We start from the raw sequence: 25993 nt of genomic DNA on the forward strand, positions 1-25993 counted from the left end.
CTTTTACTAGTATTTTGTACTTCTGATTTTTTTCTTCGTACTCAGCATTACATCATGCCCGGCATTCCGCCACCCATTGGCATTCCGCCACCGGCATTTTCTTCTTTGATTTCTACTAAAGCACATTCGGTAGTTAAAATCATTCCGGAAACTGAGGCTGCGTTTTCTAAGGCCACACGGGTTACTTTTTTAGGATCGATGATTCCGGCTTTTAGCATGTCTACATATTCATCGGTTTTAGCATTGTATCCAAAGTTGGCTTTTCCTTCGGCTACTTTGGCTACTACCACAGAACCTTCTAAACCGGCATTTTCAACGATGGTTCTCAAAGGTGATTCTACGGCACGTGATACAATTTGAATTCCTGTTGCTTCATCAGCATTACTTGCTTGTAACTTGTCTAAAACAGCTTTGGCTCTTAATAAAGCCACACCGCCACCGGCTACGATTCCTTCTTCAACAGCGGCACGGGTCGCATGTAAAGCATCGTCTACACGATCTTTTTTCTCTTTCATTTCTACTTCAGAAGCAGCGCCAACGTACAATACGGCTACACCACCGGCTAATTTAGCCAAACGCTCTTGGAGTTTTTCTCTGTCGTAGTCTGAAGTCGTAGTCTCCATTTGGGCTTTGATTTGGTTTACACGATTTTTAATCATGTCGGCATTTCCGGCTCCGTTTACGACTGTGGTATTGTCTTTATCAATGGTTACTTTTTCAGCAGTACCCAACATTTCTAAAGTGGCATTTTCTAAAGTATAACCACTTTCTTCCGAAATTACAGTTCCGCCGGTTAGGATAGCAATATCTTCTAACATTGCTTTTCTTCTGTCGCCGAATCCAGGCGCTTTAACAGCGGCAATTTTTAAGGCACCACGCAGTTTGTTAACCACTAAAGTCGATAGTGCTTCACCATCAACATCTTCAGCAATAATTAATAATGGTTTTCCGGATTGTGCTACAGGCTCTAAAACCGGTAACAATTCTTTTAAGGAAGAAACTTTTTTATCGTAAAGTAGGATGTAAGGTCTTTCCAATTCCACTTCCATTTTTTCAGGATTGGTCACGAAGTACGGAGACAAATAACCTCTGTCGAATTGCATACCTTCTACCACATCAACATAGGTATCGGTTCCTTTGGCTTCTTCTACTGTAATTACACCTTCTTTGCCTACTTTGGCGAAAGCAGTAGCAATTAATTCACCAATTACTTCATCGTTATTGGCAGAGATAGAAGCGATTTGTTTGATTTTTTCAGAGTCGCTGCCAACCACTTGAGCTTGTTTGCCCAAATCTTCAATGATAGCTTCCACCGCTTTGTCGATACCGCGTTTTAAGTCCATTGGATTGGCTCCGGCAGCCACGTTTTTCAAACCTTCTTTAACGATAGCTTGCGCGAGTACGGTGGCCGTTGTAGTTCCGTCACCTGCTAAATCATTGGTTTTAGAAGCTACTTCTTTTACCATTTGCGCACCCATATTTTCGAGAGCGTCTTTCAATTCTACTTCTTTAGCTACTGAAACACCGTCTTTGGTTACGGTTGGACCGCCGAAAGATTTAGAGATGATTACATTTCTTCCTTTAGGTCCCAAGGTTACTTTTACTGCATTCGCTAAGGCATCAACACCACGTTTTAAACCGTCGCGTGCTTCAATGTCGAATTTTATATCTTTTGCCATTTTGTTTGTTTTTTTGTCTTAATACTTAATATTCAAATCTTAATACTCTGTTAGATAATCGCAAGAATATCATCTTCACGCATGATGAGATAATCCTTGCCGTCGAATTTTAAATCGGTTCCGGCGTATTTGCCGTATAAAACAGTATCACCAACTTTTACGGTTAACGGTTGGTCTTTTTTTCCGTTACCTACTGCCACTACAACACCTTTTTGCGGTTTTTCTTTAGCAGTGTCAGGAATAATAATTCCGGAAGCTGTTTGGGTTTCAGCGGCTGCCGGTTCCACAATAACTCTGTCAGAAAGAGGTTTAATGTTTAATGCCATGATGTTATATTTTTAGGTTATAATATTTTGTTGACTTCACTTTTTCAGAAATTATGCCAAGGGTTTTTTACTGTCATTTTTTCCTAAAAAAAATGCCAGCATGTCAGCGCTGGCATTTGGATAAAGAACAAAGTCTTTGTTATTTTTTTTCACCTGTCGGTTGTGCAGGAGTAGCGGCCGGAGTTTCGGTAGCTGTTTTAGGTGCTGCGGTTTCCGTTTGTTCAATTACTTTTGATTCGGTTTGTCCGCCGCCCATACCCGGGAAGCTTAAACTGGATAACAAAATCAAAACGATTAAAGCAGCTGCTAAAGTCCAAGTACTTTTATCTAAAAAGTCTGTTGTTTTTTGAACACCGCCTAACATTTGTGATCCGCCTAATGAAGAAGACAAACCGCCTCCTTTAGGATTTTGTACCATAACGGCAATGATTAATAAAAAACAAACCAATGTGATTAATGCTAAAAAGATGGTAAACATAATGTGTTATAATTAGTTATTATTTTGTTGTAAAATCTTTATATCCGAAATTCGGTTTGCAAAGAAACTACTTTTTTCCGGATATTTCAAAATTAATATTTCATAAGCTTGAATTGCTTTGGAATATTTTTTTTGTTCCAAGTAAACTCGCGCCAACGTTTCTGTCATTAAATGGGACGTGTCTTCCGAAAACGGCTCAATTGCAGGCACCACAGCATCTTTGGCCACCGGCATGATTTTCGGGTTGGTTTCGATAAATTTATCAATCAATGCCAGCTTTTTCTTTTTAATATCGTTATCCGGAGTTTCTGATGTTGATGCCGTTTCACGAACAATAGGTTTTAGTCGGGACAATTGTAGCCACTCTTCGAACGAATGTTTTTCGTTTTTGGAGAATTCCAATGGTTTGCCGATGTCCAATTTAACTTCTGCTTTTTGTTCTTCACTGCCGGTGGCTTCTTTGATGGAAGTCAGTATGGATTGTTCTAAAGGATTGACTGTTGGTTCCTGATAGGCCACTTTTACTTCTTCCAGACCAATCACATTGATGTTCATTAACTCTTCCAGCTTTTTTTCGTAATGCCCTTTTTGTACGGATACAAAGGAATCCGAGGTGATGAAGTCGAATAAAATACTGCGATCGGTGGTATAAGCTGCGGCCACTTTCAGCGCATGGTTGTAATTAAAACTGTCCTGATTGTACAAATGTTTCAGCTTTAGTACTCGAGCGCTCTGAAAATAGGGGAAAGCCCTTAGTACTTGGTCTAAGGTTTCCGCATGCCTATCGTTGATGGCTTCGGGTTTGTTGAGTAAGTATGTATAATCGGTTAGGTTCAAAGTTATCAGTATTCTGTGTTCAGATGATTTGTAAAGTTACAAATACTGTTTACCATTTGGCTAGTGATTCGTTAAAGATATCTTGGGTAATTCTTTCAAAAATAACGTCCAACGCATCGGTTAATTGTGGTCCGACTAATTGGCTGGAACCGCTGTAATCATAAAAGAAGGAAAATCTTTTTTCAAAATTATCTTCTTCTTTGTTTTTGTTGGAAAAGCGAACCATCACAGAAATCGTCAAACGGTTTTGAGCTGCTTTTTGATCTGCAGTGGCTGTCATAGGCGCTATTCGGTACTCAACAATTTCACCCTCGTATAAAAGTTCGCCGTTGGAGTTGGTTAAATTCAGATTGGTTTGATTTTGAATCAAATCCTGTAATCGTAAGGTAAAGGTTCTTTCGATGCCCGGTTCTACCAATTCGGCAGTATTTTGGAAATAATTCACCTGAAACGTTTTGGCGTTAATCGGTTTGGCTCCGGTAAAATTGTACACCCCGCAACCGTTGATGCTGAAAAGGACAATAAAAAGGAATAAGACTCTAAAAAACTTCATGGTTGTAAATAAAGGGCTAAAGTAATTCTTTATTTTTTAATTATGGCAAAACGTCTCCTTGATAGTAATATTTTGCAGCGGTTACAGTATTTTCAAAAACTCCCAGATAGTAATTGTCCCTGGTTTGTATTGAAGGCAGATTGTTCGAGTTGTATGTGTAATTGAAGACTTCACTTTCAGGATCTTCGGGACAATAATCGTGAGTAGTTGGATTATTAGTAGAGCAGTAAAGTTCATTTAGCCACCTATTGTTTTGAATAAAACTAAAGGCTCTTCGGATGGCAAGTGTGGCATTTTTAAGTGGATTTGTATTGTTGTCAAAAGTTGAAGAATGGCAACTCTCATTGTATGAGAAACTGAGTAAATTATTGTTTTCATAGGTTGCAGTTACTTCGTCCCAAATCTGTTCATACGGATCGCCGTTGTCGTCAAAATCAATATACACTGATTTGGCATAGGTTAATAATTTTTCTGAATTGATTTGGGTGAGTCTATAGCTTGCGGATAAGTTGCCCACATAATAAGCGTCTAAATTAGCATCAAAAGTGACTGCCTGACCATCAACACTAGTCACAAAACCATTGTTGTTATAGGTAAAAGTGTGTGTTTCGGTAGTGCCGTCATTGTTGAACAAAGTTGAGCTTGTTAGTCTGTCGTTAGCATCATAAGTAAAGTTTTGTAGTATCGTTCCGTCTGCTTTGGTGGTCTCAATTAGTAAACCTTCAGCATTAAAATTCCACCTCGTTTCTATAGCCAATCCCGGGAAGAAATCGACCCTCTGCAGTAAATTGGAGTTGAGAGTATTTTGTTGGGTTGTGTCGTCTGTACAAGAAAACAATGTAGTGATTAGCAGTAGTAGCAAGCAGTAGTTTTTCATCATAAAAATTTAATCTTATAAAACTAATAAATTAATTTGAAAATAAGCTAAATTATTACAAATCAAACTGTTTGATTTTTCTGTACAAGGTTCTTTCCGAAATGCCTAATTCATCTGCCGCTGCTTTTCTTTTGCCTTTGTTGCGCTCTAAAGCTTTTTTGATGAGTTCCAGTTCTTTGGCTTCCAAACGAAGGGTTTCTTCTTCGTCAACGGTTTCCGCCATCAAATAATTGGCATCGTCTTCGTCGTCAAATTCTTCTTGTTGCGACTGGTTTGGTGTCGGAATTACATTAATATGCGGTTGGGTTTCAAATACAATTTCGCTTTCGTTGTCTTTGGAACCGTAGACCTTCTGAATCAAACTCGGATTAATATCTTGAACTTTAGCGCCGTTTTTCATCAGTTCTAAGGTCAGCTTTTTCAAATCGTTTAAATCACTTTTCATGTCGAAAAGCACTTTGTATAAAATATCTCGCTCGGTAGCAAAATCACTGTCCGATTTTTTACCGCCTATTACCGATGGCAATGTACTGCCTTCCAATGGCAGATAAGATTGTAATGTTGCTAATGATATATCGCGATTAGTTTCCAAAACCGAAATCTGTTCGGCCACGTTGCGCAACTGACGGATGTTTCCGCTCCAACGATAGCGTTGTAAAAACTGTATGGCATCGTCACTCAACTTAATCGGTGGCATTTTGTATTTGTGCGCAAAATCGGCTGCAAATTTTCGGAACAACAAATGAATGTCGTCTTTTCGGTCGCGCAACGGTGGTAAAGTAATATCAACGGTACTCAAACGATAGTACAAATCTTCGCGGAATTTCCCTTTTTCAATCGCATCGAACATATTGACGTTGGTGGCCGCGACTATGCGTACATTGGTTTTTTGTACTTGAGAAGAACCTACTTTAATGAACTCACCATTTTCTAAAACACGCAACAAGCGAACTTGAGTTGTAAGCGGTAATTCGCCCACTTCATCCAAGAAAATGGTACCGCCATCGGCTACTTCAAAATAACCTTCACGGGTATTGGTAGCGCCGGTAAAAGCGCCCTTTTCGTGTCCGAATAATTCGCTGTCAATGGTGCCTTCCGGAATCGCACCACAGTTAACGGCGATGTATTTTCCGTGTTTTCTGTGAGATAGCGAATGGATAATTCTTGGAATACTTTCTTTACCCACACCGCTTTCACCCACAACCAATACCGAAATGTCAGTCGGAGCAACCTGTATGGCTTTTTCTATGGCGCGGTTGAGTTTCGGGTCGTTCCCGATAATCTCAAAGCGTTGTTTTATGTTTTGAACTGATTCCATGTTTGAATTATTTTAAACTCTTCTTAATGTTTAATGAGTTGAATAATGCTTTTAATTCGTTGTATTGGTTATTTTTTAGATCCGACTTTTTGATGAATTTTGCTTGATTCTTTTTAATGTAGATTAAAAAGAGATCGTTTTTTTCTTCGAGTTTTACAATGTCCTTCCAAAAATATTTGATGTCAAAACTTTCTCCTTTTTCCTGAAAATAATCCACTGTAAATACATGGCTGATGTCTTCCTGCAGCCTGGGATTATCGGTAATTTGCTTTTTTGAAGTGGCATAAATTCGATACACAAACAAAAGCACAACCAAAGGATAAATTGTTGCCAATGGAACCCAGAAATACTCGTCATATGACGCATTAGCAGAGGCACTAATTAACATTATGATAAAAAAGACAATCAAGTAAATAACAAGTCTACTGTTTTTATATACCAATAAAGTAGCTTTAAAAACACTATTGGCGTCAAAGCTTGGTTTAATGACTATTTGACTCTCCATAATTTTATTGCATCAGACTGTAACCAACCGCTTCACCAATTAAAGTCGCAGTAGTACAATCGGTGACTTTCACCAACACAAAATCACCTTCTTTGTAATTTTCTTTCGGGAAAACAGTGACTACATTTTCCGAGTTTCTGCCGCTCCAGTGTTTGTCAGACTTCTTAGATTCTTTTTCAATCAACACTTCTACGGTTTGGCCCAAGAAACGCTTGGTTCTTTTTTCACTGAGTATTTGCTGTAAGTCTACAATTTCTTGTAAACGTCTTTTCTTAACTTCTTCCGGAACATCATCTTCCATTTTACGCGCTGCCAAAGTGCCCGGTCTTTCGGAATAAGCAAACATATAGCCGAAGTCGTATTCCACATATTCCATCAAACTCAAGGTGTCTTGGTGATCTTCTTCAGTTTCAGTAGGGAAACCGGCAATCATGTCTTGCGAAATAGAGCAATCCGGAATGATACGTTTGATTTTATCCACCAATTCCATGTATTCTTCTCGGGTGTGTTGGCGGTTCATTTCTTTTAAAATTCGCGTACTACCGCTTTGTACCGGCAAGTGAATATAATTGCAAACATTGTCGTATTTGGCAATCACATGCAACACTTCTTCATGCATGTCTTGCGGATTCGATGTCGAAAAACGAAAACGCATTTTAGGAAACGCAATCGCACATTGTTCTAAAAGTTGCGCAAAATCAGTTGCAGTAGCTTTTTGCATTTCAGTGGCTTTGTCGAAATCTTTTTTCAAACCGCCGCCATACCAAAGGTAACTGTCCACATTCTGACCCAATAAGCAAACTTCTTTAAAACCTCTGTCCCATAAATCTTGGATTTCAGCCATAATGCTTTGCGGTTCTCTGCTGCGTTCACGACCGCGAGTAAACGGTACTACACAAAAGGTACACATATTATCGCAACCGCGCGTAATCGATACAAAGGCATTCACGCCATTGCTGTTCAAACGCACCGGTGAAACATCGCCATAGGTTTCATCTTTGGAAAGGATAACGTTAATAGCGTCTCGACCTTCTTCCACTTCTTTCAACAAATTCGGTAAATCCTTGTAAGCATCCGGACCAACCACCATGTCCACTATTTTTTCTTCTTCCAGGAACTGACTTTTCAAACGCTCGGCCATACAACCCAAAACGCCCACTTTCATGCCCGGATTAATGCTGCGTTTTACCGCATTGTATTTTTCCAAACGCTTGCGTACGGTTTGTTCCGCCTTGTCTCTGATAGAGCAGGTGTTTACCAAAACCAAATCGGCTTCTTCTAATTTTTGGGTAGTATTGTAACCTTGTTCGGTTAAAATGGACGCGACAATTTCGCTGTCCGAAAAATTCATCGCACAACCGTAGCTTTCTATAAATAGTTTTTTGCTATTGCCTTCTTTGTGTTCTAAAACCAGGCTGGTACCTTGTTTTTTCTCGTCAATTTCCTTTTCCATAAAATGATTTTCGCTTAATCGGACAGCAAAGATAATACTAAATTCGGAAATCTGACAAGATGGCAGAAACGGTTTAACAAAAGTTTTGGAGCGATAAGTTTGGGCGTACTTGCCATCCGTGTTCCCGCTTTACGCTCTGCACGGCGCCGCTTCAATCGGGGCTAGATAGGTTATGACTTTTGGTTCAGTAAACTTTGTAAAAAAGTACTTTTTTAGTCAATCATATATTTAAGGTATAAATTTCTTTTATTGGTCAATCACCGTTAAAAAGCAACACTAAATCGATATTTTAAAAAAAACGTTTACTTTTGTCCGCGTAAATAATCGGGATATGGCAAAGAATTTAGTTATCGTGGAGTCGCCGGCAAAGGCAAAAACAATCGAAAAATTTCTCGGAAGTGAGTTTCAGGTAGAGTCGAGTTACGGCCATATAGCTGACTTACCTTCCAAAGAAATAGGAGTAGACGTTGCCAACGGGTTTAAACCCAAGTATGAGGTGTCTTCTGATAAAAAAGCTCTGGTCAAAAAACTGAAAGATTTGTCTAAAAATGCGGAAACCGTATGGTTGGCTTCCGATGAGGACCGCGAGGGAGAAGCCATTTCTTGGCACTTGGCGGAAGAATTGAAATTAGATAAGTCCAAAACCAAAAGAATTGTCTTCCACGAAATCACCAAATCGGCCATTCAAAAAGCGATTGAAAATCCGCGTGGCATCGATTATAACTTAGTGAATGCGCAACAAGCCCGTCGTGTTTTAGACAGACTGGTAGGTTACGAACTTTCGCCGGTATTGTGGAAAAAAGTGAAAGGCGGATTATCGGCAGGACGTGTACAATCGGTTTCCGTCCGTTTGATTGTAGAGAGAGAAAGAGAAATTCAAGAGTTCAAAGCAGTAGCTTCGTATTCGGTTACGGCCGAGTTTACCAATGAAGCCGGAAAAGTAGTCAAAGCCAAATTGCCGAAAAACTTCGTCACCAAAAAAGAAGCGGAAGACTTTTTGCAAAAAAATATCGGTTCTACATATAAGGTAGCCGATTTGGAGACCAAGCCGACCAAAAAGTCTCCTGCGGCTCCGTTTACCACTTCAACTTTACAACAGGAAGCAGCCCGTAAATTGTATTTTCCGGTTGGTATTACGATGCAAATTGCCCAAAGATTGTACGAAGCCGGACTCATCACTTACATGAGAACTGACAGTGTAAACTTATCTCAAGAAGCCATGGCCGCGGCTCAAGCAGAAATTACCAGTTACTACGGAGCTGAATACAGCAAGCCTCGAAATTACAATACCAAATCCAAAGGTGCGCAAGAAGCCCACGAGGCTATTCGTCCGACAGACATGTCGCGTCATACTGTGAATGTGGAACGAGACCAAGCGCGTTTGTATGAACTGATTTGGAAAAGAACCTTAGCTTCACAAATGGCTGATGCCGAATTGGAGCGAACCAATGTAAAGATAGAAGCCAACAACCATTCTGAAGTATTTCAAGCTACCGGTGAGGTGATTAAATTTGAAGGCTTCTTGAAAGTTTATTTAGAAGGCAACGACGACGACGATGAAGAACAAGAAGGCATGTTGCCGGCTTTAAAGGTTAACGAAAAATTACACAATAATAATATTACTGCGACCGAAAGATATTCGCGTCCGCCGTCGAGATACACTGAAGCTTCTTTAGTGAAGAAGTTAGAAGAACTAGGAATCGGTCGTCCGTCAACCTATGCGCCAACCATTTCTACCATCATCAACAGAAATTATGTTGAGAAAGGTAACTTAGACGGTATAGAGCGAAAATATGTGCAGTTGACTTTGAAAGACAGTCAAGTTGACGAGAAAATTTTAAAAGAAAACACCGGTTCCGATAAAGGGAAATTGGTGCCGACAGATATCGGAACCATCGTAAACGACTTTTTAGTAAAAAACTTTGAATCCATCTTAGATTACAATTTTACCGCTAAAGTAGAGCAAGACTTTGATGAAATAGCCGAAGGCAATATCGATTGGGCTAAAATGATGCAGGATTTCTACAACAAGTTTCACCCGAATGTGACAGAAGTAGAGAAGAATGCCGATAGAGAAAGTGGTGAGCGCATTTTAGGAACCGATCCGAAAACGGGTAAACCGGTATCGGTGCGTTTGGGGAAATTTGGACCTATGGCTCAAATTGGCGATGCCGAAGACGAAAATAAGCAATTTGCGAGTTTACGTCAGGATCAAAACATTGGCAATATCACTTTGGAAGAAGCTTTGAATTTGTTTTTATTGCCGAAAAACCTCGGTACTTATAACGGAGAAGAAGTAGAAGTGAGCAATGGTCGTTTCGGGCCTTATGTGCGTTTCGGGAAACAATTTATTTCACTTCCCAAAGGCGAAGATCCGTTAGATGTGACTATGGAAAGAGCACAGGAATTGATTGATGAAAAAACCAAAGCTGATGCGCCAATCGGAACGTACCAAAATATGGACGTGCAAAAGGGTGTTGGTCGTTTTGGTCCGTTCTTAAAATGGAACGGGATGTTTATCAATGTCAACAAAAAATACGACTTCAATAACTTATCGCAATCCGATATCGAAACTTTAATCGATGAGAAATTACAGAAAGATATCGATAAAGTTATTCATCATTGGAAAGAAGAAGGTATTTTAGTGGAAAAAGCCCGTTGGGGAAAATCGGTCATCACCAAAGGTAAAATCAAAATCGAATTGAATAAAGATGTTGATGCTGCCAAATTAACCTTGGAGCAAGTGCAAGAAATGATTGCCAAGAAAACACCGGAGAAGAAGACAGCTGCCAAAAAAGCTCCGGCCAAAAAAACTACCGCTAAAAAAACTACCGCTAAAAAAAAGTAATCCATGGAATTTGATTTTCTTTCACCGGTTGACGATGTTATAATTGAATATATAAAAGGGCTGTCATCTCAACACCTTGGTAGCAAAGTGTCCTTTCATACCGATAAAGAGTTCCCCGATTTAGATCAGATTAAAGTTGCCGTTGTTGGTGTTTTGGAAAACCGTGGTAATCCAAAGGCCTTTGAAGCAGTGAATTTGAATGCCGTTCGAAAAGAGTTGTACAGTTTGTTTCCCGGAAATTGGCAAAGTGCTATCGCTGATTTGGGAGATATCTACCCGGGGAATTCTTTAGAAGATACCTATTTCGCTTTGCAAAAAGTGGCAGCTAAATTAATTCGCAAAGGAGTTATACCTGTTATAATAGGTGGCTCACAAGATTTAACTTATCCGTTGTACAGAGCTTACGATAGTTTGGAGCAGATGGTGAATTTGGTAGCTATTGATAGTAAATTTGATTTTGGTAAACAAGAAGATGGAATTACTTCTGACTCTTATTTGTCAAAAATAGTATTAGACGAGCCGAACAACCTGTTCAATTATTGTAATATCGGTTACCAAACGTATTTCAATTCTCAAGAAGAAATTGATTTGATTGAAAAATTGTATTTTGATGCGTATCGTTTGGGAGAAATTTCTAACAATATAGCGCTTTCAGAGCCGGTTTTCAGAGATGCAGACATTGTTTGTGTGGATTTAACAGCTGTAAAATCCTCAGATTCAGGTAATTTGATTAATTTTATTCCGAATGGTTTCAACGGAAAAGAGATTTGCAGTTTAACGCGTTATGCTGGAATTAGTGATAAGGTAAGTTCTTTTGGTGTTTTCAATCACAATAATACTAAAGAAGAGGCTGTTTTGATGGCTCAGGTAATTTGGTATTTCATGGAAGGGATAAACTTCCGTTCTAATGAGTATCCTTTTGGAACTAAAGACAATTACTTAAAATATATAGTGCCTCTAGAAAATGAAGAGTTGGTCTTTTATAAGAGTAACAAAACGGACCGATGGTGGATTGAAATTAATTTTTTTTCAGGGCAACACAATAAACTCAAAAAAAATACGTTATTACCGTGTTCCCACGAGGAATATTTGTCTGCCTGTAATCATGAGATTCCGGAAAGATGGTGGAAAGCACAAAGAAAAAATTGTCTGTAAAGATTTAGAATAGTTTACGATTGTATTTTGTGTAAGATAATTATTTCAAAAATAACACAAACATGCATTTTATCAGTAAAACAATGCATTTTATCGATAAAATGTTTTTTTATTCCCTTTTAATATTCTACTTTTGGATTGTTAAAGTGTAATTGGAAATTAGATAGGGTAAAATTTAATATTATTTAATTGCTTTTTTAAAAAATAATAAATAGGTTTACGCCCTTAAAAATAAAATATTCAAATAACCCCAATTTATATGAAGAAAGTCATTGCATTCGCATCAGTTTTAGCTTTGTTAACGGGCTGTGGACGATCAAGCGACAAAGGTGAATTAGTAGGAGTTAAAGGTAAAAAATGGCATCCTGAGAAGCCGTTTGGTATGGCCTTGATTCCTGGTGGTGCTTATATTATGGGTAAATCAGATGATGATTTAGCTAATATACAGGATGCGCCAACTAAAACTGTTACTGTGAGATCGTTTTATATGGACGAAACAGAGATAACCAATAGTGAATACCGACAGTTTGTGGAATGGGTAAAAGATTCTACAATCAGAGTTCGCTTGGCTATCTTGGCTGACGAGGTTGGTCAAACAGCGGGGTCAGGAGGTAAAGGCGGTAAAGGCGGGAAAAATGCCGGAAGTATCGGTGACTTTGCTTTCAACGATACTGATCCAGCAAAGATGACTCCTTACGATAAATACATGTATGAGAATTATTACAGTGTTGGGACTGATGATGATCCTTATGCAGGTAGAAGATTGAATAGAAAAGTAAAATTAATCAAAGATACCAGCAAATATCCTGACGAATATTATTCTGAAGTGATGGATAGTATGTATTTGCCATTAGCAGAATCGTTCAACGGATTAAGAACTATCGATGTAAGAAAATTAAAATTCCGTTATTCTTGGATGGACATTCAAGCTGCAGCTAAGGCTAAAGTAGGTAAAAGAAGTTCTTTTATCAGAACGGAACAACAAGAAGTTTATCCTGATACAACTGTTTGGATCAAAGACTTTGCTTACTCTTACAACGAGCCAATGCATAATGATTATTTCTGGCACCAAGCTTACGGAGATTATCCTGTAGTTGGAGTTTCTTGGAAGCAAGCTAAAGCTTTTTGTGCTTGGAGAACGTTAAATAAAAATTCATACATTAAATCTAAAAAGAAAAAGAACAGACCTGATCTAATCAATTCTTTTAGATTGCCTACCGAAGCGGAGTGGGAATATGCTGCCAGAGGTGGTCTTGAGTCAGGAACTTATCCTTGGGGTGGTCCTTATGCTAAAAATGACAGAGGTTGTTTCTTGGCTAACTTTAAGCCTAATCGTGGAGACTACGCAGCGGATCAAGCTTTATACACAGTAGAAGCAAAATCTTACGAACCAAATGGATATAACCTTTATAACATGTCAGGTAACGTGGCTGAGTGGACTGATTCTTCTTACGATGCTGCTGCCTATGAATATGTTTCAACAATGAACCCAACTGTGGGCGACTCTAAAAACATGAGAAAAGTTGTTCGCGGAGGTTCATGGAAAGATGTAGCTTACTTTTTACAAGTAGGAACCAGAGATTTTGAATATGCTGATACCGCTAGAAGTTATATTGGGTTCAGAACTGTTCAAGACTACATGGGAACTCAAGTAACCAAAAATGGTAAGGCACCAAGAAAGTAATTTCAAAACCAACTTAATTATATTTAACTTAACTAACTAAAAAAATTTTTATTATGGGATTATTATCACCTAAAGTTATGAATTTTGCCTATGGTATGGGCGCAGCTGTAGTAATCGTCGGAGCTTTATTTAAAATTGCTCACTTTGAACTTGGACCTTTAACAGGTACAGTGATGTTAACTATAGGACTATTAACGGAGGCAGCAATTTTTGCTTTATCAGCTTTCGAAACACCGGCAAAAGAAATTGATTGGTCTTTAGTATATCCGGAATTAGCGGGTGGAGAAGCAAGACCTAAAGATAAAAAGAATGAAGAAGCTAAAGACGCTCAAGGTTTATTGTCTCAAAAATTAGACAACATGTTGAAAGAAGCTAAAATCGACGGTCAGTTGATGGAAAGCTTAGGAAACAGTATCAAAAACTTTGAAGGAGCTGCTAAAGCAATTTCTCCAACTGTTGACTCTGTAGCTTCTACTAAAAAATATGCTGAAGAGATGACAAAAGCGGCTACTCAATTAGAAACTTTGAATGGTTTGTACCAAGTACAATTACAAAGTGCAGAGAGAAATGCTCAAATTAACAATGAAGTTGCTGAAAACAATTTAAAATTAAAAGACCAAATGCAATCTTTGACATCTAACTTACAAACATTGAACAATGTTTACGGTGGTATGTTGTCTGCAATGAGTAACAAAGGATAATTAGTTTTTGAACTATATTTTATTAACAAAACAATAAACTAATTAGAAAAAATGGCAGGAGGAAAACTAACCCCTAGACAGAAGATGATTAACCTAATGTACTTGGTTTTCATCGCGATGTTGGCAATGAATATGTCAAAAGAAGTACTTTCGGCTTTTGGTTTGATGAATGAAAGATTTGAAGCTGCAAACTCATCTGCTACTAGTACTAATGAGCAAATGATGCTTGCACTTGACACAAAGGCTTCTGAATCTAAAGGAGAATTTATTGCAGCTGCAGCTACAGCTCATAAAGTTCAAGCAGCGACCAAAAAGTTTTATGACTTTGTTGGTACTTTGAAATCAGAGGTTTTAAAAGGTGTAGAAGTAGATAAAGAAACAGGTAAATTGCCATATGAGGCAATGGATAAAGCTGATAATTTAGATCACAGCTGGTTTACAGGAGACGGTTATACTGCAAGAGGTAAAGAAGTTATTGCTGCAATTGAAGCTTACAAAGCTGATATGTCAGCTGCTCTTTCTGATAAAAAGTATTCTCCAATTTTAAATGAGGTTACCAAGAAGTTTGATTTGGCTGAAGTAAAAGATAAAGAGGGTGTTAAAATCAAGTACCTTGATTATCATTTCAAAGGCTTCCCAGCTATTGCTTCATTAGCTAAATTAACTGCCTGGCAAAATGATGCAAGAAAAGCGGAGTCTGATGTAATAGCTGCAGCCTTAGGTAAGGCAGCTGTTAGTGAGGCATCTTACAGTAAATTCCAAGCTATCGTAGCTTTAGATAAAAATGTATTCTTCCAAGGTGAGCCAGTTACTGGTAAGGTTGTATTAGGTAAATATGATCCTAATGCTAACTTTACAGGTTTTTCAGGACCGGGTAGATTAGAAAATGGCCAAGCAGTGATTTCAACAACTGCTGGAGCTGTAGGCGAGCAAACTTTGTCTGGTTCTTTCAACTTTATTGAAGGAGGAAAGCCAATTAAATTGCCTTTCCAAGGTAAATATGTAGTTGTGCCTCGTCCTAACACAGCTAACATATCTGCTGATAAAATGAACGTAGTGTACAGAGGTTTAGATAATCCAATGACAATTTCATTTGCCGGTATTGGTGATAATTTTGTAAATGCTTCAGCACCTGGTTTAACTAAAGTTGGTGGGAATGGTAAATATCTTTTAAACCCTGGTGCAGGTACAGAAGTTACTGTTACTGTAAACGGTAAAATGACCGATGGTAAAACAGTTACTGACAAAAAAGTATTCCGTATTAAAAATATTCCTGCGCCTGCTGGTGCAATCGGTGGAGGTACTGGAGTACAAAAAGGTGCTAAATCTCGTTTAGAAGTATCTCAAGTATCAGCTAAGTTAGAGGATTTCCTATACGATTTAAGTTTCCAAGTAACTCAATTTACATTTAAAGTTCCTGGTCAACCTGCTATTGTTGTTAATGGCGATAGAGTTGATGGAAGATGTAAGGCTGCTTTGGCAAGAGTTACACGTGGAGACCAAGTAACTATTTCTGATATTAAAACTAAAGTTGTTGGAGGAGCTAAAATTGTAGTACCAACTGCAGCTCCAGTTATATATGAAATACAATAATAATTTGAGTTAGTAATACCTACTTAAATAACTTACAATTTAAAACATGAAAATTAAGAATCTTTTATCAGTCGTATTTGCTGTGTCATTGAGTGCTGCTACTTTTGCTCAGTCAAATTTATTGAATGCTAAAGTGCCGAGTGAAATTGGTAAAAAGACACCTGCTCAGTTAATTTCTGACAACGACAAACCGCTTCCTTACGGTTATGTGCATGATAGAGATGTATTAATGGGTAAAACCATCTGGGAGTTTGTTGATATTGATGAACGTATTAATTTTCCTTTGTATTATCCTATAGACACTGCTTTTGTAGGTAAAGAAAGAAGATCTCTATTTGATGTTTTAGTAAAGAATATTAAGAATGGTAAAATTACCGAGGTTTATGGTGATGATTATTTCAATACCAAGAAATCAATCAAAGATATGGAATCTTCGTTTACCTACATTGACACCATTCCTGAAGGTTTCAATGAGATAAATAATTACTATGATGATTACAAATCAGGAAGAAAAGTTTTGGATCCTCAGTATATCAACAAGCAAGATTTAACAGCTCAAGATATTTCAGGTTACAAAATTAAAGGATACTGGTACTTTGACAAGCGTCAAGGTGAATTGAAATACAGACTATTAGCTATTTGTCCTGTCACTCCTGAGGCTAGAGATATTGGGAAAGAGAACCCAGATGTAATCGATTTATTTTGGGTATATTTCCCTGCTGCTAGAGACATTTTGCATGAGGCCAAAGCTTTCAATGATAAAAACTCTGCCATGCCAATTACGTTCGACCATTTATTGAATTCACGAAGATTTAACGGTGTGATATACAAAGAAGAAAATGTATATGGCGATAGAGAAATTCAACAGTATATGAAAGACAACGCACAAATGCAATTGTTGGAATCTGAGCGTGTCAAAGAAAAGATTCGCAGTTTCGAATCTGATATGTGGAATTACTAAGATTATTTCATAAACTATACAAAACTCTCATCAATCTGGTGAGAGTTTTTTTTAGCTCAAAATTATGCTCGATTATATTATAGTTGGTTCCGGTTTAGCCGGTATTGCTTTTGCTGAAACCCTTTTGCAAAATCAAAAATCTTTTGTGGTTTTTGAAAACCTATCGCAAAATTCTTCTCGAGTAGCCGGAGGTTTATACAATCCTGTCATTTTAAAGCGTTTTAGCCAAGTTTGGGACGCAGAACGACAATTGGCTTTAGCCGAACAGTTTTACGCGCAAATAGAAGCCAAACTTGAGGTAAAAGTCGATTTTAAACTGCCTATCTATCGTAAGTTCTTTTCTATTGAAGAACAAAACAATTGGTTTGCCGCTTCTGATAAACCAACTTTAGCACCTTTTCTTTCCAATGCTATAGTCCATAAGAAATACAATGCTATCAACGCTCCATTCGGATACGGTGAAGTATTGCACACAGGTTATTTAGATACGGATGTTTTTTTAGATAGCTACCGAGACTACTTAAAAAGGCTTAAGGTTTATGAGGCTGTTACTTTTGAATATGATAAGCTTAAACCGGAATCAAACTTCGTTGCTTATAAGGATTACCAATCCAAACATATTGTTTTTGCAGAAGGTTTCGGTATGCACGCAAACCCGTACTTCAAAAACCTTCCGCTGGATGGAACTAAAGGTGAATTATTTATTATCAAAGCACCCGATTTGGATATAGATGTGATTATTAATACCAGCATTTTTATTTTACCGCTGGGTAATAGTTTGTTTAAGGTCGGCGCTACTTATAATTGGGAAGATAAAACAGATTTGCCTACAGATCAAGGTAAGCAAGAACTGATAGACCGCATCAAAGAATTATTGCATTGTGATTTTGAAATCATAGAGCACTTGGCCGGTGTACGCCCAACGGTCAACGACAGAAGGCCTTTACTGGGAACCCATCCGTCGCACAAAAATATACATATTTTAAACGGCTTAGGAACCAGAGGCGTCATGCTGGCTCCCGCTATGGCTTTGGATTTATTCAACTATATCGAAAACCAAAAACCATTACACCAAAGCGTGAATATTGAAAGATATATTACTTCTTTTTAGCCGCATCTTTGTCGTAATGGACAAAAATATTGATGTAAATATTGCGCGCTAAACGGGCAGTTACCGGCATCAAAAGTAATAAAGCTACAATGATAGCGGCAAACGAGGCAATCAAATCTAAGCCAATAAAAACTTTAGCTATAATAAAAGCAGCCACACCAATTGCCACAGTCAAGGCATAACTAACATACATCGCGCCGTAAAAAAACGAAGGTTCAATTTGGTAATGCAATCCGCAATGACCGCATTCTTCATGCATGTCGTAAATATTTTTAAGATGGTACGGATTCGGGTCTACGTACATATTTTCTTCTTGGCATTTCGGACAACTTCCTGTTAAAATGCTATTTAGTTTGGATCCTTTTTTTAACATTTGCAAAAATTTTTATTTGGAACTTTTCAGCCCAGTGGCTTTTCGTCTACAAAGGTACTTTTTAGAAATCTTTTGGCTGTAACTTTTGTAACAATTCATTATGTTAAACATACACAATTTATCGGTTTCTTTTGGCGGAACCTACCTTTTTGAAGAAGTAACCTTTCGTTTAGGAGCGGGTGACCGAGTTGGATTGGTTGGAAAAAACGGTGCCGGGAAGTCAACCATGCTCAAAATTTTAGCGGGCGATTTCAAACCGGATTCCGGTCAGATTGCAACCGAAAAAGAAGTGAAAATCGGTTTTCTCCGCCAAGATATCGACTTCGTCAAAGGCCGAACCGTACTGGAAGAAGCGTATCAAGCTTTCGAAGAAATCAAAAGGGCTGAACTGAAAATCGACGAAATCAACCACCAATTGGTGACACGAACCGATTACGAAAGCCAAAGCTATTCCGAATTAATCGAACAATTAAGCGATGTAACACACCATTACGAAATTTTGGGTGGTTACAATTATGTAGGCGATACCGAGAAAATTTTGTTAGGTCTCGGTTTCAAACGCGAAGATTTCAATAACCAAACCGATACTTTTTCCGGCGGATGGCGTATGCGAATTGAATTGGCCAAACTCTTATTACAATCCAATGATATTCTATTGCTGGATGAGCCAACCAACCACTTAGATATCGAAAGTATCATTTGGCTCGAAGGGTTTTTAAGAAACTTTCCCGGCGTTGTCGTGATAGTATCGCACGATAAAATGTTCCTCGATAACGTCACCAATCGTACCATAGAAATTTCCTTAGGAAAAGCCTACGATTTTAATAAGCCGTATACGCAGTATTTGGTTTTACGTGAAGAAATTCGCGAAAAACAATTGGCTACCCAAAAAAACCAAGCCAAAAAAATAGAAGAAACCCAAAAACTCATCGAACGCTTCCGATACAGCGCCACCAAATCCTCCATGGCGCAATCTTTAATCAAGAAATTAGATAAAGTCGAGCGCATCGAAGTTGATGAAGACGACAATTCGGTCATGAATATTTCCTTCCCGGTTTCGCAAACACCCGGTAGAGTTGTCATCGAAGCAGAACACGTGACCAAAGCCTACGGAGATAAAGTCATCCTCAAAGATATTTCGCTTTTAGTAGAACGCGGTAGCAAAATTGCCTTTGTCGGTCAAAATGGTCAAGGGAAATCGACTTTCGTCAAAGCCATTGTAAACGAATTCCAATACGAAGGCAGCATCAAATTAGGTCACAACGTGCAATTGGGTTATTTCGCCCAAAACCAAGCGGAGTACCTCGATGGCGAACTCACCTTACTCGAAACTATGACCAATGCAGCAACCGACGGCAATCGCGCTAAAGTCCGCGACATGTTAGGCTCCTTTTTGTTCCGTGGCGACGATGTAGATAAAAAAGTAAAAGTATTGTCAGGAGGCGAGCGCAACCGTTTGGCCTTGTGTAAATTGCTTTTGCAACCCATCAATGTTTTGGTGATGGACGAACCAACCAACCACTTAGATATCAAATCTAAAAACGTCCTCAAAGCCGCACTCCAAAAGTACGAAGGCACACTACTCTTGGTGTCGCACGACAGGGATTTCCTCCAAGGCATGTCCAATATCGTATACGAATTCAAAGACCAAAAAATCAGGGAATATTTGGGCGATATCAACTTCTTCCTCGAGCAACGCAACGCCAGCAACATGCGAGAAATTGAAAAGAAGGACGTCGTAGTCGAAACCAAAACAACTGCTAAAAACCTTTCTTACGAAGACCAAAAAAAGAGCAAATCACTGCAAAATCGCCTGAGTAAAATCGAAAGTCAAATCAAGCAACTCGAAATCGATATCCAAAATGACGACAAAGAATTGGCTTCGAATTACGACAAGCACATCGAAAACGCGAACTTTTTTGTGGCTTACAACAAGAAGAAAGCCGAACTCGATCAATTGCTCGAAGACTGGGAAACTGTACAAACCGAAATCGATAATTTGTAGCTTATCCGGCTTTTCATTCCAAGTTTTTCCGTCAACAACATCATTTTATAAGGGTTTCATGAGCTTCCGTGGGTCGCTTAGAAACCCTTTAAAATGTAGAGTCGTTGGCGCAAAAAGCTTTCCACTGCAATCCGGGCTAGGACAGTAGTAGTTGAACTTTTCGTATTTTTATAGCATGAAAACCAGTTGGCGCCACAATTTACACCTTTACATTTCCATACCTATAGTTGCAGTAGCTGCTTTGGTCTATGGTTTTAAGCTCGATATCCTTTTTAAGTTGTCTATCCAAACCACAGACGAATCCAATATTTACAAAGCCATCATGGGCTTGTATTTGTGCTTTGCTGCTTTTTGGTTTATCGGACTCAAGCAAACTTCATACTGGAAGGCCGCCACGATATCGAATATGCTTTTTATGCTCGGATTGGGTTTAGGTCGTTTGATCAGTTTTGTAACCGACGGGATGCCATCAGTAGTATTGCTTTTGGGCACTGTTGGCGAGTTAACCTTGGCCATTTACGCTTATTCGCAACTCAAAAAAGCCAACTGATTTATTGCTTATCAAAGACCAAATCAACTTAAGTAGTGTTTTTTGTAAAAAAGTTAAACCGTTTTGCTAGTGATAGCGAAGTTTACAAAGTTTTGAATTACTTAAACGGATGTCGCTGTTGCCAAGTCAAAGTAGGTTCTAATTTTGGAAATACTCTCGGCAATAGTCGGTTAACCCAAGCGCTGGTATGGTAAATAAAGCCGGACATCATTACCGGTTCCGCGCCAACAGAACTTTTTATTTCTAAGGCAGTTCTGCCGAAAATGATTTTTTTAAAACGGTTTTCTATGCCAAATTGCGTCATATTGTACAACATATTCAGGTACAACATTTTTTCTTTCTGGATTTGCTCGTCGTAACCCAGAAAATAAGTTTCTAAAACATTGCCGTTAAGTAACAGAGAATGAAACCCAATTAATTTTTCTTCCAAAAAATAGCCTGTCAAACGGAATCGGTCACCACAATGTTTTTTAAACACGGAAAAATGGTTTTTTGCCAGGAAAAACGTATTGAAAGGCGCATTCTTAGCCACGTGATGGTAGAGTTCGTAAATTCTTTCTTCGTAGGTTGTGATTTCCTCAAGTGACAATTCCCGAATTGCAATTCTGTCTCCCTTTTTATGGGCTCTTTTGTATTGGTCGCGGTATTTTTTGGTAAACGCACCGATATACGCTTCATGGTTTTGCCAACTTTCCTGCAGTTCAAAAATCATATTCGGTTGGGTTTTGAATTCGTATACCGCTTTAAAACCATAATTTTTAAGTTCGTCCGAGCAATGCTGATAGAAATCTTTAAATGAAACAATGTGAATTTTTATGCCTTTTCCCTTGAAATAGGTAGTAATGGATTGTGCACAATCTAAAAGTAAATCGCTTATACATTTAAAATCAACTGTTTTGGAAAAGGCATAACCGTTCTGACCTGTAATCATATTGTTGCCTAAAAAGAGAACATGAGAGGCGAAGTTTTTAAAAATGAAATTGCGGACATAAGTTTTCATGCATTGATCACGCTCTCCAAACGACTCTAATCTATTCAAATCGAGGTATTGAGATAAAGCAACGCCAATCAAATCTGAACCCTCAAAAATACCAATGTAAAAACACTGCATATTGGTGGGAGCCGAGTTTTCCAGTACTTGTAAGTAATGGGTTTGCAGGAAAATATTATCTACGGCAACTTGGTCCCATGACTTTGGGAGGTCTGCCGTAGCTGCGTAAATTTGAAATGAAAAGCTGTTTGCCATAAAAAAAATCGCCCCACAAATGTAGAGCGATTGGGTTATAATAAAATGTTAATTATTGCCACCCGCACAAAATGGCACCCATAAAAGTAAAGGAAACAATCCAATATCCTGAGGTAATTAAGATGTATTTCCATGATTTTTGTTCAAACAAACTGTTGATGGCCGTCATAGGAAGTGCAAAAAACAATCCGGTCATAAAGCCGTGCAAAGCCCCATGCTTAAAAGTTCTGAAAGCTGTTCCGTAATCGGCCATAAAGGCTGCGTAAGAAGGTTTAGCGGTTTCAATAAATTCAGGGCCGCCAATCATTCCCAATGCACCAAATTGGTGAATTACCAAAACAGGCATTAAAAAAGCCAACATAAAAGAGAATAAAATAGTCAACCCGAAAACTTTAAGCATACTGGATTGTCTTGCTTTTTCTTCGGTCATTCCGGTTTCTTTCATCCATATGGTTCCGAAAACTTTCGGATTGTACCATACAAATCCAACGAGTAAAGTTACTAACGTTGATGCTAAAACAGCGTAAAAATTAAATGGCATAATAATAGTTTTATTGATTAGTATACCAAAGATAGCTAAATTAATTTTTAACCTATAATTTTATTTAATGTAAGATAAATACTTAATTAATTTCACAAAATGTGCATTTCATCGATTTTTTTTGTTTTTTGACGAATACAGTTATAAGTTTACACCGTCATTAACCCCAAATATATATGATATGAAATCTATTTTTACTTGCTTAGCAGTATTCTTTTTATCGGCCTCAGTATTTGCTGAAGTGTCTTCTACTGAAAAAAATGCATTAATAAAATTGTACAAAAACACTAAAGGTGCTCAATGGACCAACAAATGGGATTTAAAATCACCGGTGTCCACTTGGTACGGAGTAGAAGTTAAAAACGATAAAGTTACGGCTATCAAATTAATCAATAACAATTTAGTAGGTGAATTGCCTGCTGAGATTGGGGATTTAACGGCATTAGAAGTGTTGAATTTATTCAGAAATGATATTTCAGGAACTTTGCCTGCAACTTTAGGAAATCTTAAAAGTTTGACTAAGTTGAACGTGGCTTTTAATAAAATTTCAGGTTCATTACCGGAAACATTAGGAAGTGCTTCTCAGTTAAAATCGATTGAGTTACACATGAATCGTTTAACCGGTGTTTTGCCAACAGCTATTGGAAGTTTGGCCAATTTGGAAACATTATCGTTATTCAACAATGAGATTGAAGGTACTATTCCAACTTCTTACTACCAATTGAAATCATTAAAAGTTTTATTGTTGAACAGTAACAAGTTAACCGGTAAATTAGAGAAAGAAGTATCTAACTTGAGTTCTTTGGAAACCTTAAGTTTGTTTGAAAATAAAATGGATGGACAAGTGCCTTTCGATTTAGAGAAATTGAAAAACTTGAAAGAAATGAATATCTCTTACAACATGTTCAATGGTTTTGTGACTAAAAACTTAGCCAAATTGGATACACTAAACATGACGATGGTTAATGAGCAAGGAGTTGCTACAACGCTAAAAGTGAATATCGATAAGAATTCAGCTTTTGCCGCAGATGAATAAGAAAAAAATTGGATTGGTTTAAATAGTAAAGGAGGTCTCAAAGTAATTTGAGGCCTTTTTTAATGTTACTCAGCAACTAACTTAGCTGTACTTCTGTACAAATAGTTGTTGTAAATATGTCTTCTGGCAAAACGACTCGGCGACTCTGCATTAATCATTTTAATATAAGCCGGTCTCAAAACTCCGAAATATTCAAATGAACTGCCGTCCAACAAAGTGATGTACAGCACGCTATTCTCATAATAAAAATCGGCAATATTAGTAGTTGATGTGATTCGGTCGTATTCAGCTTTGTCTTTCTCCATCGTTTCAGGAGCAATGCTCACTAAAAAGTGGTAAGCAGCAATAATCTCTTTGCTTTTCTCTTCTGCCAAATGTCTTTCGTGCTCATCTGCTATAGCATCCGGATGACACTCTTTCATGCTGTTGCGGTAGATGGTTTTCAACTCTTTTAAGGTTGCGGTCTTGGTAACGCCGAGCAAAGTTCTGTACTCGACAATTTTTTTCATATTCATAGGTTGCCTTTTGCTATAAAAAAAGCCACTCTTTTCAGAATGGCTTTCGTTAGTAGCGGGAACAGGACTCGAACCTGTGACCTTCGGGTTATGAGCCCGACGAGCTGCCTACTGCTCTATCCCGCGATGTTTCGAGTGCAAATATACAACGAATATCAACAAATGCAACAAAAAACAGAAAAAATCTTTTTTTCTTCTATTGGGCTGATATGACTACCTTTGCAAAAAATAAATCAGATTACATGACTCACAAAGCAGGCTTCGTTAACATTATCGGTAACCCAAACGTTGGAAAATCAACGCTAATGAATGCCTTTGTGGGCGAAAGATTATCTATTATTACCTCTAAAGCGCAAACCACGCGTCACAGAATTTTAGGAATCGTAAATGGAGAGGATTTCCAAGTAGTGCTTTCGGATACGCCCGGAATTATCAAACCGGCTTACGAAATGCAAAAATCCATGATGGACTTTGTGAAGTCGGCTTTTGAAGATGCCGATGTTTTGATTTATATGGTGGAAATAGGCGAGAAGGAACTCAAAGACGAAGACTTCTTCAATAAAATCATCCATTCCAAAATTCCGGTTTTATTGTTACTCAACAAAATCGATAAATCCAACCAAGAACAACTAGAAGAGCAAATCGATTTGTGGAAAACCAAAGTGCCGAATGCCGAAATTTTCCCGATTTCCGCGTTGGAAAATTTCAACGTTAAAGAAGTTTTTGACCGCATTTTACAATTATTACCCGAATCACCGCCTTATTACCCTAAAGATGCATTAACCGACAAACCGGAGCGTTTCTTTGTCAATGAAACCATCCGCGAGAAAATCTTATTGAACTACGACAAAGAAATTCCTTATGCCGTTGAAATCGAAACCGAAGAGTTTTTGGAAGACGACAAAATCATCCGAATCCGTTCCGTCATCATGGTAGAACGTGATACGCAAAAAGGAATTATCATCGGTCACAAAGGCAGCGCTTTGAAGAAAGTCGGCATGCAGGCTCGTGAAGATTTAGAGCAGTTTTTCGGCAAGCAAATCCATATCGAATTGTACGTGAAAGTCAATAAAGATTGGAGAAGTAATGCTTACCAATTGCGTCGTTTTGGCTACAACCAAAAATAATTCAGTCTTTAATAACGTCTAAAAAGATGGCTTCCAATTCATCGGTTTGGGAATGCCCTCTTTCTCGTATTTGACGGGCTACGACATACAATAAAAACCAAACAATTACCATAATAAACATCACTACTAAATCCATAGTTACCGGTTCGTTCAGCGAATAGTTAGATAAGGCAAACATGCCGAATAAAATAAAAATACCGGCCACTACAAAATGTAAAAACACAAACATCGTCCACAACGTTTGATCGGGGCCAAACAAGCCGCGAATGTGAGTTGCATTTTTTTCGTTTCCTTCTTTTTCTTCCAATTCAATACTCAAATGAGGTGACCAATACTGTCTCTTTTCTGCAGAAAAAGTAAACTGTATGTGATTGTTTCTCACTTTCATCAAAAAGTCTGTCGACTGGTTTTTTTGTCGGTAGTTTACAAACTTTTCCCTGACGATTTCAATATTTTGGTCGATGTCTTTAAAAAACCGAGGGCGAAGTCTAACTTCTTGTTGCGTGTCCATAAAAGGTTTA

At 38.1% G+C, this 25993-nt stretch carries 25 protein-coding genes and 1 tRNA gene; 11 read left to right on the top strand and 15 right to left on the bottom strand.

All coding sequences use genetic code 11. The annotated features are described in order from the left end of the window. Positions 1 to 47 precede the first annotated feature (47 nt). The 9 genes from groL to miaB all read right to left on the bottom strand — a co-directional run bounded on the left by groL (position 48) and on the right by miaB (position 8026). Positions 48 to 1679: a chaperonin GroEL gene (gene groL, locus SK086_RS04800; RefSeq protein WP_324690168.1), complete on the bottom strand. Its 1632-nt coding sequence runs from the start codon at positions 1677 to 1679 to the stop codon at positions 48 to 50. A gap of 50 nt (positions 1680 to 1729) precedes the next feature. Then, positions 1730 to 2005 carry a co-chaperone GroES gene (locus SK086_RS04805; protein ID WP_290875581.1) on the bottom strand — a complete coding sequence of 92 codons (276 nt, stop codon included), beginning with the start codon at positions 2003 to 2005 and terminating at the stop codon, positions 1730 to 1732. Between the two features lie 139 nt (positions 2006 to 2144). Next, a complete protein-coding gene (secG, locus tag SK086_RS04810; RefSeq protein WP_290875583.1) occupies positions 2145 to 2483 on the bottom strand; it encodes a preprotein translocase subunit SecG in 339 nt (112 codons plus the stop codon). A gap of 12 nt (positions 2484 to 2495) precedes the next feature. Next, positions 2496 to 3320: a tetratricopeptide repeat protein gene (locus SK086_RS04815; protein ID WP_290875585.1), complete on the bottom strand. Its 825-nt coding sequence runs from the start codon at positions 3318 to 3320 to the stop codon at positions 2496 to 2498. 49 nt (positions 3321 to 3369) lie between these two features. Then, positions 3370 to 3873: an LptE family protein gene (locus tag SK086_RS04820; protein ID WP_290875587.1), complete on the bottom strand. Its 504-nt coding sequence runs from the start codon at positions 3871 to 3873 to the stop codon at positions 3370 to 3372. Positions 3874 to 3913: 40 nt separating this feature from the next. Beyond that, positions 3914 to 4753, bottom strand: coding sequence for an RHS repeat domain-containing protein (locus tag SK086_RS04825; protein WP_324690171.1), 840 nt, complete (start codon positions 4751 to 4753; stop codon positions 3914 to 3916). A gap of 52 nt (positions 4754 to 4805) precedes the next feature. Continuing rightward, entirely contained in the window at positions 4806 to 6068 is a 1263-nt protein-coding gene (locus SK086_RS04830; RefSeq protein ID WP_324690173.1) for a sigma-54 interaction domain-containing protein, read from the bottom strand. A gap of 7 nt (positions 6069 to 6075) precedes the next feature. Then, on the bottom strand, positions 6076 to 6573 hold the full coding sequence (locus tag SK086_RS04835; protein WP_324690174.1) for a YcxB family protein: 498 nt from the start codon (positions 6571 to 6573) through the stop codon (positions 6076 to 6078). A 4-nt stretch (positions 6574 to 6577) separates the two neighbouring features. Continuing rightward, complete coding sequence (gene miaB / locus SK086_RS04840) at positions 6578 to 8026, bottom strand: tRNA (N6-isopentenyl adenosine(37)-C2)-methylthiotransferase MiaB (protein WP_324690176.1); 1449 nt, start codon at positions 8024 to 8026, stop codon at positions 6578 to 6580. A 331-nt stretch (positions 8027 to 8357) separates the two neighbouring features. Here miaB and topA point away from each other — a divergent pair, with 331 nt between their 5' ends. The 7 genes from topA (at position 8358) to SK086_RS04875 (ending at position 18079) form a co-directional block, all read left to right on the top strand. Next, positions 8358 to 10874 (top strand): type I DNA topoisomerase, encoded by a 2517-nt coding sequence (gene topA / locus SK086_RS04845; RefSeq protein ID WP_324690178.1) that lies wholly within the window; start codon positions 8358 to 8360, stop codon positions 10872 to 10874. A 3-nt stretch (positions 10875 to 10877) separates the two neighbouring features. Continuing rightward, positions 10878 to 12029, top strand: a complete 1152-nt coding sequence (locus SK086_RS04850; protein WP_324690180.1) for a formimidoylglutamase — start codon at positions 10878 to 10880, stop codon at positions 12027 to 12029. Positions 12030 to 12288: 259 nt separating this feature from the next. After that, positions 12289 to 13713: a T9SS ring complex lipoprotein PorK/GldK gene (gene porK / locus SK086_RS04855; protein WP_290875051.1), complete on the top strand. Its 1425-nt coding sequence runs from the start codon at positions 12289 to 12291 to the stop codon at positions 13711 to 13713. A 53-nt stretch (positions 13714 to 13766) separates the two neighbouring features. After that, entirely contained in the window at positions 13767 to 14414 is a 648-nt protein-coding gene (gene porL, locus SK086_RS04860) for a type IX secretion system motor protein PorL/GldL (protein ID WP_290875049.1), read from the top strand. A gap of 51 nt (positions 14415 to 14465) precedes the next feature. Beyond that, positions 14466 to 16007 carry a type IX secretion system motor protein PorM/GldM gene (porM, locus tag SK086_RS04865; RefSeq protein WP_324690184.1) on the top strand — a complete coding sequence of 514 codons (1542 nt, stop codon included), beginning with the start codon at positions 14466 to 14468 and terminating at the stop codon, positions 16005 to 16007. A 46-nt stretch (positions 16008 to 16053) separates the two neighbouring features. Continuing rightward, positions 16054 to 16968 carry a type IX secretion system ring subunit PorN/GldN gene (porN, locus tag SK086_RS04870; protein ID WP_324690186.1) on the top strand — a complete coding sequence of 305 codons (915 nt, stop codon included), beginning with the start codon at positions 16054 to 16056 and terminating at the stop codon, positions 16966 to 16968. A 64-nt stretch (positions 16969 to 17032) separates the two neighbouring features. Further along, positions 17033 to 18079: an NAD(P)/FAD-dependent oxidoreductase gene (locus tag SK086_RS04875; RefSeq protein WP_324690187.1), complete on the top strand. Its 1047-nt coding sequence runs from the start codon at positions 17033 to 17035 to the stop codon at positions 18077 to 18079. Here SK086_RS04875 and SK086_RS04880 read toward each other — a convergent pair. Beyond that, positions 18066 to 18452, bottom strand: coding sequence for a DUF983 domain-containing protein (locus tag SK086_RS04880; RefSeq protein ID WP_324690188.1), 387 nt, complete (start codon positions 18450 to 18452; stop codon positions 18066 to 18068). The genes SK086_RS04875 and SK086_RS04880 overlap by 14 nt on opposite strands. 100 nt (positions 18453 to 18552) lie before the next feature. On the opposite strand from SK086_RS04880, the gene SK086_RS04885 reads away from it, so the two are divergent. Both SK086_RS04885 and SK086_RS04890 read left to right on the top strand, forming a co-directional pair. Further along, positions 18553 to 20457, top strand: a complete 1905-nt coding sequence (locus SK086_RS04885) for an ABC-F family ATP-binding cassette domain-containing protein (protein ID WP_324690189.1) — start codon at positions 18553 to 18555, stop codon at positions 20455 to 20457. A gap of 175 nt (positions 20458 to 20632) precedes the next feature. Then, the gene (locus tag SK086_RS04890; protein ID WP_324690190.1) at positions 20633 to 21007 is read left to right on the top strand and encodes a DUF4345 domain-containing protein; all 375 of its coding nucleotides are present in this window, start codon (positions 20633 to 20635) and stop codon (positions 21005 to 21007) included. A gap of 97 nt (positions 21008 to 21104) precedes the next feature. Here SK086_RS04890 and SK086_RS04895 read toward each other — a convergent pair whose 3' ends face one another. Together SK086_RS04895 and SK086_RS04900 are read right to left on the bottom strand one after the other, a co-directional pair. Continuing rightward, positions 21105 to 22253 (bottom strand): GNAT family N-acetyltransferase, encoded by a 1149-nt coding sequence (locus SK086_RS04895; RefSeq protein WP_324690192.1) that lies wholly within the window; start codon positions 22251 to 22253, stop codon positions 21105 to 21107. Positions 22254 to 22305: 52 nt separating this feature from the next. After that, the gene (locus tag SK086_RS04900) at positions 22306 to 22794 is read right to left on the bottom strand and encodes a DUF1761 domain-containing protein (protein WP_324690193.1); all 489 of its coding nucleotides are present in this window, start codon (positions 22792 to 22794) and stop codon (positions 22306 to 22308) included. Positions 22795 to 22975: 181 nt separating this feature from the next. Here SK086_RS04900 and SK086_RS04905 point away from each other — a divergent pair, with 181 nt between their 5' ends. Continuing rightward, positions 22976 to 23830: a leucine-rich repeat domain-containing protein gene (locus SK086_RS04905; RefSeq protein ID WP_324690195.1), complete on the top strand. Its 855-nt coding sequence runs from the start codon at positions 22976 to 22978 to the stop codon at positions 23828 to 23830. Between the two features lie 65 nt (positions 23831 to 23895). Here SK086_RS04905 and SK086_RS04910 read toward each other — a convergent pair whose 3' ends face one another. Next, positions 23896 to 24339, bottom strand: a complete 444-nt coding sequence (locus tag SK086_RS04910) for a DnaJ domain-containing protein (RefSeq protein WP_290875031.1) — start codon at positions 24337 to 24339, stop codon at positions 23896 to 23898. 59 nt (positions 24340 to 24398) lie between these two features. Then, positions 24399 to 24471: transfer RNA gene (locus tag SK086_RS04915), tRNA-Met, on the bottom strand. 116 nt (positions 24472 to 24587) lie between these two features. Here SK086_RS04915 and era point away from each other — a divergent pair. Continuing rightward, the gene (era, locus tag SK086_RS04920) at positions 24588 to 25472 is read left to right on the top strand and encodes a GTPase Era (protein ID WP_290875690.1); all 885 of its coding nucleotides are present in this window, start codon (positions 24588 to 24590) and stop codon (positions 25470 to 25472) included. A 1-nt stretch (position 25473) separates the two neighbouring features. Here era and SK086_RS04925 read toward each other — a convergent pair whose 3' ends face one another. Continuing rightward, the gene (locus SK086_RS04925; RefSeq protein ID WP_324690198.1) at positions 25474 to 25983 is read right to left on the bottom strand and encodes a hypothetical protein; all 510 of its coding nucleotides are present in this window, start codon (positions 25981 to 25983) and stop codon (positions 25474 to 25476) included. Between the last annotated feature and the right edge of the window lie 10 nt (positions 25984 to 25993).

This window comes from Flavobacterium cheonhonense (assembly GCF_035671315.1).
Taxonomy (GTDB): Bacteria; Bacteroidota; Bacteroidia; order Flavobacteriales; family Flavobacteriaceae; genus Flavobacterium; species Flavobacterium cheonhonense.